The sequence below is a fragment of the Vibrio sp. YMD68 genome (assembly GCF_029958905.1).
Lineage (GTDB): Bacteria > Pseudomonadota > Gammaproteobacteria > Enterobacterales > Vibrionaceae > Vibrio.
Genome location: NZ_CP124613.1, coordinates 888,461 through 902,921, shown reverse-complemented (window position 1 = coordinate 902,921; position 14,461 = coordinate 888,461). Strand labels below are relative to the sequence as shown.

11 protein-coding genes are annotated in these 14,461 nt (G+C 39.8%); 6 read left to right on the top strand and 5 right to left on the bottom strand.

Annotated elements, in window-relative coordinates; all coding sequences use genetic code 11:
• Window positions 1-89: 89 nt before the first annotated feature.
• The 5 genes from QF117_RS04035 to QF117_RS04010 all read right to left on the bottom strand — a co-directional run bounded on the left by QF117_RS04035 (window position 90) and on the right by QF117_RS04010 (window position 5,545).
• Window positions 90-509 (bottom strand): hypothetical protein, encoded by a 420-nt coding sequence (locus tag QF117_RS04035; RefSeq protein ID WP_282384805.1) that lies wholly within the window; start codon window positions 507-509, stop codon window positions 90-92.
• 681 nt (window positions 510-1,190) lie between these two features.
• Window positions 1,191-1,685, bottom strand: coding sequence for a hypothetical protein (locus QF117_RS04030; RefSeq protein ID WP_282384804.1), 495 nt, complete (start codon window positions 1,683-1,685; stop codon window positions 1,191-1,193).
• A gap of 966 nt (window positions 1,686-2,651) precedes the next feature.
• The gene (locus tag QF117_RS04020) at window positions 2,652-3,158 is read right to left on the bottom strand and encodes a hypothetical protein (protein ID WP_282384803.1); all 507 of its coding nucleotides are present in this window, start codon (window positions 3,156-3,158) and stop codon (window positions 2,652-2,654) included.
• A 548-nt stretch (window positions 3,159-3,706) separates the two neighbouring features.
• A complete protein-coding gene (locus QF117_RS04015; RefSeq protein ID WP_282384801.1) occupies window positions 3,707-4,195 on the bottom strand; it encodes a hypothetical protein in 489 nt (162 codons plus the stop codon).
• A 1,023-nt stretch (window positions 4,196-5,218) separates the two neighbouring features.
• Window positions 5,219-5,545 (bottom strand): hypothetical protein, encoded by a 327-nt coding sequence (locus tag QF117_RS04010; protein ID WP_282384799.1) that lies wholly within the window; start codon window positions 5,543-5,545, stop codon window positions 5,219-5,221.
• Window positions 5,546-6,834: 1,289 nt separating this feature from the next.
• Between QF117_RS04010 and QF117_RS04005 the strand changes: the two genes are divergently transcribed.
• From QF117_RS04005 to QF117_RS03980, 6 genes are all read left to right on the top strand, one after another.
• Window positions 6,835-7,077, top strand: coding sequence for a type II toxin-antitoxin system Phd/YefM family antitoxin (locus QF117_RS04005; protein ID WP_282384798.1), 243 nt, complete (start codon window positions 6,835-6,837; stop codon window positions 7,075-7,077).
• A 7-nt stretch (window positions 7,078-7,084) separates the two neighbouring features.
• Entirely contained in the window at window positions 7,085-7,384 is a 300-nt protein-coding gene (locus QF117_RS04000; protein ID WP_282384797.1) for a type II toxin-antitoxin system RelE/ParE family toxin, read from the top strand.
• Window positions 7,385-7,650: 266 nt separating this feature from the next.
• Window positions 7,651-8,616 (top strand): integron integrase, encoded by a 966-nt coding sequence (locus QF117_RS03995; protein ID WP_282386147.1) that lies wholly within the window; start codon window positions 7,651-7,653, stop codon window positions 8,614-8,616.
• A gap of 246 nt (window positions 8,617-8,862) precedes the next feature.
• Entirely contained in the window at window positions 8,863-10,152 is a 1,290-nt protein-coding gene (locus QF117_RS03990) for a hypothetical protein (RefSeq protein WP_282384795.1), read from the top strand.
• Window positions 10,153-10,298: 146 nt separating this feature from the next.
• Window positions 10,299-11,438, top strand: coding sequence for a hypothetical protein (locus QF117_RS03985; protein WP_282384794.1), 1,140 nt, complete (start codon window positions 10,299-10,301; stop codon window positions 11,436-11,438).
• Between the two features lie 228 nt (window positions 11,439-11,666).
• The gene (locus QF117_RS03980; protein ID WP_282384793.1) at window positions 11,667-14,309 is read left to right on the top strand and encodes an Ig-like domain-containing protein; all 2,643 of its coding nucleotides are present in this window, start codon (window positions 11,667-11,669) and stop codon (window positions 14,307-14,309) included.
• Window positions 14,310-14,461: the final 152 nt, after the last annotated feature.

Sequence of the window (14,461 nt, the reverse complement as noted above, 5' to 3'; positions counted from 1 at the left end):
TAAGCTAAGTGGCTAACAAACCTACCACCCAACTAAAATTGACCACTTTAAACACTGGACTCTACCGAGACTAAAATGCCACGCGTTTGTTAGTCCGTCTTGAGCGCCTTGTTAGGGCTTTGATCAGCCGGGGATTGTACATTCAGCTTTTCTGTAATACCCAAATGTCGGTCATGAAGATCCAGTTGCTTGTCCTGAATTCTGGTGAGATTTTCAATAACGCCCAAAATACGGTTCAGCGACCTAAGGATTAACAAATACAAAATCGTCGCCACTAATAAACATATTTCAAAAACAGCAAATCTAGTCAATGGTTCTGGGGAGTAAACACTTTGATAAAGCTGAAAACAAACAAATCCGAAAACCGCTAAGTTCAACACTTTGGTGCCAATTATCTTTAGCTCACTAATAGCTTCATTTTTCGATTTCGAATGCATTATTTGTACAGTTACGTAGCTACTGCAAACGACACCAATTAATGTTACCAATAGAGATGAAGTAAATTCCATAGATATACCCCTGATGTACGTACTTTAATATACCGAAGCCCTAACGCCCTGCTAAGCGGCAAATAAACCCACCACTTAACTTAAAATTAATTCCGTAAACACAATAGCCAACCAGACCAAAAATGCCACGCGTTTATTTGTCCGTTTGAGCAGTTTGTTAAGACTTGCTTTGAAAGCCGACTTCGGATTAACACTGTAGTGAACGGCCAATAACAATATTGAAAACACCGCAAAACGACCAGCCCGATTTCAAAAGGAATACCTAAAAGCGGTGAGCCACGAAACCCGATATGCACTGAGCTTAAAGCCGCCCACTACACTCACGAGTGCAATAATGAACTGCGGTAAAATCCAACTAAACAAGTACGATGAGAGTTTGAGAGCAGACTGAAAGCATCGGTTCGAGAAACGAGCTTCAAAACGGTTGCCGCTAACCCAGGGATTACGCCCAAACTGACATTTACAGCGCACCTAGTTAGAGCCACAAAACCACCCAAGCTTAAACGCGTGACAAACTAAAAGTGGCGGATTACAGAACTATCTAGCCAAAAAATCACAGCGAGTCTTAACGCCCTGTTAAGTGGCTGCCAACTTACTACAGAACCTAAATAACCACCTTAAACACTGAACCTGACCAGAACCAATAGTGCCCCGCGTTGGCAGTCCGTCTTGAACAGTTTGTTAGGTTTTAAGCTCCCTAATTTGGACGTTTCTAAAGCAGAACTTGGAAAAAATAAGCATTAGAACAACGTTGTAAGCTAATAAGGAGACAACATTTTCAAAAAGTAGAATGCTGCTCATGAATTGAAATATCAAGAACAATAAGAATAGCGCATGCGAATATTGAGGGTTAGCTTGAAGAGTCATCACTAGCTTTCCATCAATAGTCAATCTACAAGCAATAACTCCTTTAACCCAACTAACTACTTTGAAGTCGACGACAAACTCTTTACCGCTAACTTCAAACTCGTGTGTTGAGTTCATTCGGAAAGAGGACTTCTCAGAGTAAACCTCACCATTAACTTTGATTACCTCTTTCCCTGAAAAAGCACTTCCGACAGCTAAGACTTCAAAACCATACTCTGAAAAAAGAAATTCATAGCCTTTCGTATTTCTGGAACTCAAACTTATAACTCCTCGTAGAAAACCTAACGCCTTACTAAGTGGCGCTGCCACCGAATTTCACAAGCATACCAAACTCCAAGCCGAGAGTGCCAAGCGTTTGAGCGTCCACTTGAGTAATTTGTTAGGGGCCGCCCACGCAATTGAATGCTGATTATTGGCAAAAGGTTTTGAAATTGAAACCGATGCTCGCAATTTGTAAAGCTTACTTAACGTAATAACTTGGCCGTTTGCACGACCAAACAAATCGCTAAAATTGACACTTAAATGATGAGTTCCCGTATGCACATTTTACTCGACCAGAAAACGATGTTCGAGACAAAAACAGAAACTACCATCACCTCAAAACCTTTCAGCGTAATAGGCCGCCTAACGCCCTGCTAAGCGGCAAATAAACCCACCACTTAACTTAAAATTGATACCGTAAACACCTTAGCCAACCAGACCAAAAATGCCACGCGTTTATTTGTCCGTTTGAGCAGTTTGTTAAGACTTGCTTTGAAAACCGACTTTGCATTGACGCTGTAGTGAACGGCCAATGACAATATTGAAAACACCGCCAAACGACCATACCGACTTCAAACGAAATACTCACAAGCGGTGCCCCACGAAACCCGATATGCACAGAACCCAAAGCCGCCCACAAAACTGACGCGTTCAATAATGAACTGCGGAAAAATCCAATTCAACAAGTACGATGAGAGTTTATGAGCAGACAGAAAACATCGGTTCGAGAAACGCGCTTCAAAACGGTAACCGCTAAAATTTGAATTACGCCCAAACTGGCTTTTACAGCGCACGTTGTTAGAGCCACAAAACCACACGAATTTCAAAGTACAACAAACTTGAAGTGGCCGATTACAGAACTATTTAGTCAAAAAATCACAGCGAGTCTTAACGCCCTGTTAAGGTGTGAGCAACGCAATACCGATGCTTCCGTATACAACCTTAAACACTAAACGCAACGCATAGTAAAAGTGCCACGCGTTGCGAATCACTCTTGAACAGTTTGTTATGTTGCTAGTTGAAGAGCTCATTGAAGGCATCTATTGATAATGCCCAACCCAACTCTTTTTGAGGCATTCTATTAATTTTTGCGGTGATCTGCGCTAGATCACAATGCTCAAAGCCGCCATCTGAATATATGAAATCTTGGTACAACGACATTTTATCGTTAACGTGACCAAGTAACTTTCGACTGTCAGTTTTGGTAAAGCTAATATTCGGCTCTGCATTTTCAAACGAAGAAAGAATCTCATTTGGAGCATTTTCAAGCTCTAGTAAGGTCAACAACCCACTTTTGAAAGCTTCATTAAAATGCTTGAATTCTGACTTTTTGAAACCGATAAGCACAAAAGACATTAGAGTTTTCTCTTCCATGAAAAAGAGACATTTTCGACGCTCTTGAGTAAATGTATGTATATACCAATTACCGAGAATATGATGTTCGCTTTCAACATCTGACAGGTCTTGGGGTCTAAGACCCAGCAAGTCTTGTGATTTCTTAGTGCAGCGCAGTTGATACATGATTCGATTTCTCTCGGAACAATAACGATTTAGGTAACATTAGAGCATATCGAAAGCTCATTGCAACATAACGCTTTAATAAGTGGCTGTAACCACTGACTTTACCGAGCCTATCAGACTCCAAGCCGAGAGTGCCCAGCGTTGATAAGTCCACTTGATTAACTTGTTAGTCGGTGGCTTTGCCATTGAATGCTGATTATTAGCACAAGCTCTCGTTACTAAAACCAGTGCACGATATTTGTAGAACCTACATAGTGCAAGGCTTTGCATTTTACTCGGCCAAACGAAGCACCCTAAATTGAACATTAACATCATGCGATCCAGTAGCGCCCAAAAACGTTGCCAGTAAAACAATACGGCGAAAGTTACTGAACCAACTTTAACCTTAAAACCTTTCAAAGCATTAAACGACTAACGCCCTGCTAAGCGGCAAATAAACAACCACTTAACTTAAAAACTAATACCGTAAACACTTTAGCCAACCAGACCAAAAATGCCACGCGTTTATTTGTCCGTTTGAGCAGTTTGTTATGTGCCTTGGATTGAGGTTACCAGATATCGCTAATTTCATTTTCTTTCTTATTTGTTTCAAAAGTAACAGATTTTGACCAAGTTACTTTTATTGAATCATGATAAATAAGCTCTGTATAAACACCAACTATTCTATACTTCAAGAAACCAGCCCAAATCGCAACAAGCAATTTATTCATTTTCTCATCTGAAACAAGGTGTTCTTCCTTGAGTTTAGAAAGGTTTTCTTTTAGTTTATTCTTTAAGATCTCATCTTCTCTAAAATCGTGTTTAAATCGCTTTGAAGAATTAAACTCATGAACTTCTATTTCATTGAACAATAGCTCTTCCTGAAAATTACGACCTCTATAGTGATCAATAAATATGCTGTAGGCTATCGATACGATTTTTTCTAGCAAATCCATACGTATGGGTGCGCGATCAAAAGTATCATAATGAAAATCACCTATATAATTGTTAATAAATAACTTTCTGTATTTTGCCACCTTAAAGGGGCTTAATAACATGTACAGTCTAGTAATAAACATGGCACCTATACTCAATACTGTTGGTTCATACCGTATGGCACATAACGCCCTGCTAAGCGGCAAATAAACCGACCACTTAACTTAAAATTTGCACCGTAAACACAATAGCCAACCAGACCAAAAATGCCACGCGTTTATTTGTCCGTTTGAGCAGTTTGTTAAGACTTGCTTTGAAAACCGACTTCGGATTGACACTGTAGTGAACAGCCAATAACAATATTGAAATCACCGCCAAACAACCATGCCGATATCAAACGAAACACTCAAAAGCGGTGAGCCACGAAACCCGATATGCACTTAGATAACAAGCCGCCCACAAAACTGACGCGTTCAATAATGAACTGCGGAAAAACCCAACTCAACAAGTACGATGAGAGTTTGAGAGCAGACAGAATCCATCGGTTCGAGAAACGCGCTTCAAAACGGTAACCGCTAAACTTTGGATTACGCCCAAACTGGCATTTACAGCGCACATTGTTAAAGCCACAAAACCACACGAATTTCAAAGTGCGACAAACTTAAAGTGGCCGATTGCAGAGCTATCTAGCCAAAAAATCACAGCGAGTCTTAACGCCTTACTAAGTGGCGCTGCCACTGAACTCCCCAATCATACCAAACTCCAAGCCGAGAGTGCCAAACGGTTAGCGTCCACTTGAGTAATTTGTTAGGGGCCGCCCACGCAATTGAATGCTGATTATTGGCAAAAGGTTTGGAAACTGAAACCGATGCTCGAAATTTGTAGAGCTTACTTAACGTAAAAATTTGACCATTTGCAGGACCAAACAAAGCGCTGAAAGTCACACTTAAATGATGAGTCCCCGTATGCACGTATTGCTGAACCAGAAGATGATGTTCGAGACAAAAACAGTTACCACCGTCACCTCAAAACCTTTCAACGAAATAGGCCGCCTAACGCCTCGTTAAGGGGCGAGTAATTGTTGGCTAAAATGTGAAGCGAAGCGGAACCGAGCCAACTGTTACGAGTCCCGCTTGAACGACTTGTTATATGCCAACTGCTAACCAACTGTAAATTATAAACAAACATACACCATAACCAGGTATACAAAAAGCTAAAGGTACACCCCAATGGTAAATTCTTTGACTAGGAAGTTTGTCTTGGAACACAAATGCTATGGAAAAAGTGATTGTGCCAATTACGGTGATAGTGAATAAGCCTAATGCGCCAAAGGCTAGAAATAGAGCGGCTACAAAAGCTCCTGCATTTCCTGAAGCTGAATCCATTTTAGGCATAACATCTAAATAGTAAAATACTGAAATAGTTACGCTTAATAATGTTAAAAACAATAATGTTTGATAAGTACGCTTCATGATGACTTTGGCATATAACGCCCTGCTAAGCGGCAAATAAACCCACCGCTTAACTTAAAATTAATACCGTAAACAAAATAGCCAACCAGACCAAAAATGCCACGCGTTTATTTGTCCGTTTGAGCAGTTTGTTAAGACTTGCTTTGAAAACCGACTTTGGATTGACACTGTAGTGAACGGCGAATGGCAAAACTCAACAACACCGCCAAACGACCAGACCGATTTCAAACGAAACACTCAAAAGCGGTGAGCCACGAAACCCGATATGCACTGAGACAACAAGCCGCCCACTGCACTCACGCGTTCAATAATGAACTGCGGAATAATCCAACCCAACGAGTACGATGAGAGTTTGAAAGCAGACAGAAACCATCGGTTCGAGAAACGCGCTTTAAAACGGTAACCGTTAAAGTTTGGATTACGCCCAAACTGGCTTTTACAGCGCAAATAGTGAAAGCCACAAAACCACATGAGTTTCAAAGCTCGACAAACTAGAAGTGGCCGATTGCAGAAATATCTAGCCAAAAAATCACAGCGAGTCTTAACGCCCTGCTAAGCGGCAAATAAACTAGCCGCTTAACTTAAAATTAATACCGTAAACACAATAGCCAACCAGACCAAAAATGCCACGCGTTTATTTGTCCGTTTGAGCAGTTTGTTAAGACTTGCTTTGAAAACCGACTTTGCATTTTACGCTGTAGTGAACGACCAATGACACAACTCAACAACACCGCTAAACGACCATACCGATTTCAAACGAAACACTCACAAGCGGTGACCCACAAAACCCGATATGCACAGAGACAACAAACCGTCCACTGAATTTACGCGTTCAATAATGAACTGCGGAAAAACTAGACTCAACAAGTACGATGAGAGTTTGTGAGCAGATAGAAACAATTGGTTCGAGAAACGTGCTTCAAAACGGTAGCCGCTAAACTTTGGATTACGCCCAAACTGGCTTTTACAGCGCACAGAGTAAAAAGCCACAGACCCACATGAATTTCAAAGCACGACAAACTTGAAGTGGCCGATTGTAGAACTATCTAGCCAAAAAATCACAGCGAGTCTTAACGCCGCGTTAAGGGGTGAACAACGCCACCACCAGACCTAAACCATTGTGCCATAATCACAAAAACTAAACTTTGAACCGAAACCGCCAAGCGTTGAGAATCCCTCTTGAACGCTTTGTTAGTTTACCCTTCGCACCAATCGCACGATTTAATTAAATTGCACATTTTGCGCGATAAACTATAATGTTATTGCACTTCCAAACCTGGAGCTTAACCATGTACACATTAACAGCAAATGATGCCAAACGTAATTTCGGTGAGCTGCTGCTAAACGCTCAACGTGAGCCAGTTAAAATTAGTAAAAACAACAAAGATGCCGTTGTTGTGATGTCGATTAGAGACTATGAAGAACTTGAAGCTATGAAAGCCGATTACATCAAACATTGCTTTGAGTCCGCAAAAGCAGACTTAGCTCAAGGCAATGTAGTTGACGGTGAAAACTTCCTAAACGCGTTGTAAGTAAAGTATGCACCAGAGTAAATATAAACTAAGTAAATTAGCACAGACTCATTTACACAAAATCAAAAATTATACCGTTATAAACTTTTCCGAGATGCAGTGGAACGCATACAAAGACACACTTATCACTGGGTTTCAGATGCTCGCTGACAATCCATCAGTAGGCAGAAGCTGCAACGATTTATATGAAAATGGGGTTTATTTCCCGATTGGTAAGCACACGGCTTACTTTACCAAGGAAGACGGCTTTATTTTGATCGTTGCAATCCTTGGACAATCGCAATTGCCACAGAATCATCTACGATAATTATCGCACCCTAACATTTTGAGTTAGGGTGACAATCTTGATTGGTAAACTAACGCTTTTTAGACGGAAAAAATCGTGTTTAGCTCTCACGCTACCGCCTTCTATTTTTTAGAATGGGTCCATATTAAATCATTTAAGTATGTAAATCAGTGCACTAGGTATTATTAAACTAATCACCTATCACAAAAAGCGGAATTTTTCCGCATAACTTACTTTTTGTTCACTATGTTCAATGCATGTATAAAAACACAGCGCAAATAACGGGTATGAAATCACCATTTTTAACATATATAAAGGAATACATGGGCGCTCGGCATTACGCAAGGAAGACCATTGAAGCTTATCTATATTGGATTTGCCAATTCATATATTTTCACCACAAAGCGCACCCTAAAGATCTTGGTGTAAAAGAAGTCGAAGATTTTTTATCCGATCTAGTAATATCTAGAAATTTAGCGGCTCAATCTCAGTGTCAGGCACTAAATGCGTTAGTGTTTTTATACAAACACATTATTGCTGAACCTATCGAAGTAGACATGCGATTTCGCAAATCATCGAGAGGTAAAAAATTACCAACCGTTCTTACGGTCAAAGAAGTGGGTGCCCTTCTCACGCATGTCAGTGCGCATCATTTATTGCCAGTGCAACTCATGTATGGTTCTGGCCTGCGTCTCATGGAATGCTTACGTTTGAGGTACCAAGATATCGATTTTGAATATTGCGCGATCAGAATATGGCGAGGGAAAGGGAATAAAAACCGAGTGGTCACGCTAGCCAAAGAGCTCATCCCGCCTCTTCGGCATCAACAAAAGCAGGTGAAAATAATTTGGCAACAGGATCGAAAGCAAGATGACTTTTCAGGTGTATGGCTTCCAGACGCACTGGCCAAGAAATACCCTAACGCAAATAAGGAGCTGAATTGGCAATATCTATTTCCTTCTGCAAGGCAGTCGATGGACCCTAACTCTCAGTCTTATCGTCGACACCATATTAACGAGTCGAGCGTCCAAAAAGCAGTAAAGCATGCGAGTAAAATGGCTAAAATCGGTAAAAATGTCTCTTGCCATACGTTAAGGCACTCCTTCGCAACCCATCTCTTAGAAAGTGGGGCAGACATTAGAACGGTACAAGAGCAACTGGGGCATACAGACGTCAAAACTACACAAATTTATACGCATGTTATCGATAGAGGCGCAAGCGGAGTAAAAAGTCCGCTCTCAAATTTATTGTAGTCATCCAGTACATAAAGTAAGACATGTTGCCTTCCTTCAATTTATTGCCCCTCACTACACCACGTTAAAAACAATAATAAGTATTGATAACTTTTTATTAACTCCGAGTCTTAATATCGGTGTAACCTACAATCGCTCTCATAAAAATAAACATTTCAGTTTATTTATATAGAAAAGAGGGCAATACGTCTCTCTAGTGGCAACCCCTCTAGAATTAAAATTATTATATACTTACAGGTGATATTGATGCTGGTTAATAAATATGTGTATTCATTATTCATGCTTTCACTCATTGCTATATCTTCTAGTGCAAGCGAACTAAAAATAGAAAATACAGGCAATTTTCTATTCGGAAAGATAGACGGAAAGTTAGCGACTAACTTTGATTCAAATGGAAATTTCAGGTCGATTAAGTGGCTCAACGGAAACGATGAAGTTATTTCAGAAAAAGCCTATTATATTCTAGAAAATAATCACGATGAAATTAGGCTCTGTATCGATAATCATTCCCCATCATGCGTATCTGCAGATGACTCTATGACTCAAGGGATCCCTAAAGGTACCATATCCAAAAATATAGGAAGCTTAGATGTCGAATTCTTGAACCAAGATGATTTGGCTTTTGGTGTTTCACCTGTTTCTTATTCAAACTTTAGTATCACTCAAGGCCAGTTTTCATTCCTATATATGGAAAATATAGATCAAGATGGCTTTATTACTGACAATAAGATAGATTTTGATTATCCGAATTCACTTTTAGTCGGAAAGCCGATTCTTGATTCGTCGACAAGCATTCAAACTTGCTCAATTGGCGGTTACAAATTCGGAGAGCCTACCTATATAGAAGCATGCAGTGATGAAATTATCTTTGATAAGAAAATAACATTAAGTATCACTAAGGCGTCAGACGGTTTCGAGCAAGGTCCATCCCCTATTTCATTCAATATTAAAGTCGATGAACCTTTGAATAAAGACCTACTTTTAACATTAAATTACTCTGGATCCGCACGAAAAAATTCAGATTACACACCTAAGCCTGAAGTTACTCTAAAGAAAGGCGAAAATACCTACAATCTATTAATACCCGTCATAGATGACTCTGTTATAGAAAATAAAGAAAGCGTCACTATCACACTTTCTTCCGATGAGCTAGAAGGTTCACCTAAAGCTACTGGGTATATATTCGACAATGATACGCCCTCTTATGTCAATATCACAGTTAAAACGAAATGCTGGGCTTCCCCTAGCCCTTTTTCTCCCCATGCGAAACTGTGGACTTACGTTTCTAACAATTCTGGACATGATGTTTGGTTAAATGAACCTCATAAAGGAAGACTAAGAGTGAATAACGGTACCTCTAATAGAGAGGTAGATTTTCAAGAAGCTCGAGAACATTCTCGTTCTTTGAATGAATACTTTGGGGATAGCAAAAATAGATTCTATCTCCCTCACGATCCTGGCATCTGTAAGTGGAATTTAGGTCACAATGCAAATGGTGAATGGTCAAGCACCTATGTTGCTGAGGTGATTAAGTAGACCCACAACCAATAAATGATAAGTGCGCGGGTGATAATAATTAACAGGATCAGTGTTTTACTAATAATAACTTATATTTCACATGTAATCCCCTGAAATAGAATATACGTTATTACGTTAGTTATAAATAAAATTTGGATATTATTATGTTTAAAAAATCAATTACACTTTTATTAACCACTTTGTTGGTTTCGACTATTTCATATTCACACGCCTCCGACATATCAATATCTTTAGTTGAGAATACACCATATATATCAGCAACTGAAGATGGCCATAGAATACAATATTATAATGAGCATGGTGACGCTAATGGTTATGTCTGGATAGATGTTACCACATCAGAAATATTGCATTATGGCATATCCTACATATTAGATGAGAAGGATAAAAACAAGACCATTGCACTTTGTTCTAAAGATCGAATTTATTGCTCAAATGAAATAAACTTGGCTGAGTATTTTTATTATAAAATAGCTTTAAAAAGCTTAACATCGCCATTAGATTTTAATGGCTATTGGGAAGTGGATAATAAAATAACAAACCAAGGACTCATTTATTTAGACACAAACCCATTAACATCGGAAAGCAACGTCAACTATATATCAGAAGAGGACTTCTCTACTGATATTCCTAATATAGGTGCAGCTCTGGTTGGATTTTATGACGAAGACGATACTTTATTATATCTTGAAACATTTAGCGATCCTGAAACCGTAAAAGCCGATGAAAATGGTGCTATATATGAAGTAGAACAAGACATAAACTTCGGTGATTCTGCCACTATAAAACTGTGTACTGTAATATTTACAGACTCAGGAGAAACCGCAATAGTAGAACCTGATTGTGATTTGAGATTGATTTCAGATAAACCAACACCTCCTAAAGTCGCGAAATATTATTTTCCACCTACAGTAAACCAATACAGTGCATTATTTGATGGTAGAGTTCCTCTTATAGAAGAGACAACCTTAGGAACGACTTATGTGTCATCCCCTCGTATAGTATCAGACAGTAATTACTTAGAATATTTTTGCAGCACTATTGAGGGCTCATCACCATTGACGACCGATCAGTTGATCGATTTTTCCACGTCTGAATACTTTGACGATTTTTGGCCTGGCAAAACTGGCTATTGGACAAATGATGAAGCTCAAGACCCTAGATTTGAAATAAATGGTGGTCTGGGCGTTATTGTTACTATTTCCGGTACAGGTTCAGTCTTAGACGCAGCAAATAGTTACTATGATGGGTTCTTTATATGTATAAACAACAACATTGAATAATTAGTAGCCTCACTTTAAATATAATCTCTACTTTCACAGTAGAGATTATTTATGTGAATATTATAGTTACCGACCCTTAGTATAGTTAGCTAATACTATTTTATTTGTTAAATTATTTGATTTAACACTGATTTAACCCCCAAGTAAATAATAGATTAATTGATGTTCACTAATTACTCCATGTACCTTGGTGATATTAACATTAACTACTATTCAGAGAATTAAATAATGGTTATTTTTAATACGGCACATTATATCCATCCAATAATAGCGGTCATAATAACCGCTACACTAGTTGGTTGTGGAGATAAAGATCCTGGCCAAACATCGAATAGCACTACGAAGTCTAAACAAGATTACAGCATAACGGCTTTGGATCTTTTTGTGTCGACGGGGTTAGATAACACCTATGAAGTGGATTTATCGAGTAAAGTGTTTACCGATCAAGGGGCTGGTTTCCAAGTCACAGAGGTCGACGTCTTATCCAAAACTAATAACTGCCAAATACAATCCATCACCAAATCGGGTTTTATCGTACAAGCGTCAGAGGCGAAAGTATGTGACTATCGTTACTACGTTCAAGCAACTCATTCAATAGACAGTAAACCAACCTATACCAATGAAGTATCCACATCGGCGATAGGTCGAGTCGCCATCAGCGCAGAACCAGACGGTACAATATTAACCCCTCTTAGTGCCACAACATTGGTAGACACAACCATAACATTCAATCTTAAAGAGGCACTCCTTAACGTGGGCTATGCTCTGGGTGAGAACTACGATTTGGTTGAACTCACTTTACCCTTCTCAATGCCAGGTAGTGTCCAACCAGATCCTTTAGATGATAGGGTTTTTGATTATACGCCCGCTCTCGGTTATACGGGAGTCGACCGAATACTGTACTCTTTTGAAGACTCCGCGAGCAATTTGGTTCTGATGGGAAGCATAGATATAGCGATTGGGTATCATGCTAATCAAGGTTTTACCGTCGAGTATAATGGTACATTAGATGAAGTAGTGAACGTTAATGAGCTCGTTGATATCGATATTAGTCAGTTTGTCTCTTCAGACGATGGCGATGACTATCAGTTGGTTTACGTTAATGTATTCAATGCCATTGCTACGTCAAAGGATCCTAATAATACGGTTAACAAGGTCATCACCTTTAAAGCCAATCGGTCAGGGTATTACTATGTGAGTTTTGCAGTCAGTGATCATAATGGCGCATATGAAATGGGGCTATTTCGAGTTGAAGTGGTAGACCCGAGTCAATCGGCACGCTGGGATGGAATCCACCTTGGAGTTGATTACTTTACCCCCCCACCTACTGCGTTGGATGCACTAGGTTCAAGCGTACCTTATACGAGCACTGCTCTTGATAGTGGCTATGAACCCGCTATCGAAATGGCGCAATATTCCCTATCCTCAGCCCTTCGTTATTGCGCAAGCCTAGATGGCAACCTAGCTACACCGAAAGAGCTCGACGCATTGAGAGCAAACACCAATGTGAGCCTCGACCATGACTGGCCAACTCAATCGCCTTATCTTGCGTACAATCCGATAGATGATTCCGTGTTGTCGTATCAAATGCCAACAGGCCCAATTCTTAATGTGGTGGATAATTCAGCCTTTTATGTAACGTGTGTCAAACAAGGCGTGATTGAAGTATTGGCACAATCTGACACCGAAGCAATTGCAAATGGAATCGACACAGCCGTCGTCAGTGTGAAAGTTGTATTAGCTGGTAGTCCAGCTGAAGGTGTCAATGTTTATGCTGAGTCTGATAGCAACGATGTGATGTTTAGTGACCGCGCTCTGACCGGATCTGATGGCGTTGCTTTATTTATTTTAACATCACTTAAGTCAGAAAACGTGCAACTCACCGTGAGCTATAACGGCGTCAAAACTTTTCATACGGTTCAGTTCATTGGCGATGAGAAAACCGCACAATTAACATCCGAAGCAACACAAAATTTTGCCTTTTACACTTCCCAAGCAGGAAATCAGATAACGGCAAGATTAAACGATGAAAATTTAAACCCGGTTGTTGGTTATCAAATCGATTTTGCTGTAAACCCAGAGAATCACCCTGATACCTCAGCCCCTGTGCTTCCAATAATTAGTAACGAAAACACCGAGACGGATGCCAATGGAGAGCAAAGAGTACGGATAAAGTGGGATCCCAGCTATATAACACCGGCCACCGACATGACATTCAGTGTGAAATCCTCCTATTTAACGACAGAAGGTAATCCTATACAGTCAATAGGTAGTGTTACGTTCACTGCACCTTTGGTCCCAATCTGTGGCGGTCAACTCAATGATACGAATCCTGAAAACGCTAAAGGTGCCTGTTTGAAGGTAATCAGCAGTGATAATGGACTTTGGTTTACATCGTCACCAAGTCTTGCAGCAATAGACTTGCTGGAATATGAGGAACAGAATACCAGCGATAATGAGGGAAGAACTTATGCTTCCATTTACAATTACACGGATAACTCTCAGTTAGGTCCGAGTAATGGGCAATTTGCCAAATTCCGACAAGACGGCGTTAACGTTTTACCCCCAAATAACAGTGTCGATGGTCAAGCAGGGAGTGGCGGGCAACTCGACCGTTGGTGCCAACATCTAGCAACAATATATTTTGCGGGAAGAGAGCGCTGGCGTAGACCAACAGAAGATGAATTATTTACATTTGCCAGTGAAAAAGGAGACTTATTCATAGAGTTCGGATGGCCGGTAGGCTTGTTTACTTGGACAAGTACGCTTGATGAATATGGTTATAGTTACTATGTCGTTAATATCCAAGAAGACATAATCAGTGCCAATGTCCCTGGTGCGAACCATCTTGCTTCTTGTGTCTCTGACTAAGATTGTCAATCGTAACTAAATTCGTTATCAAACCGGTGTTAAAGCATTTGTATATTGCTCTAACATCGGTTTTCAATGAAGGAGTTTAAAAATAAAATAGCTGGACAAATTACAAGCCCATTTATTAATAATTACTATGTTTGTGCATTTAA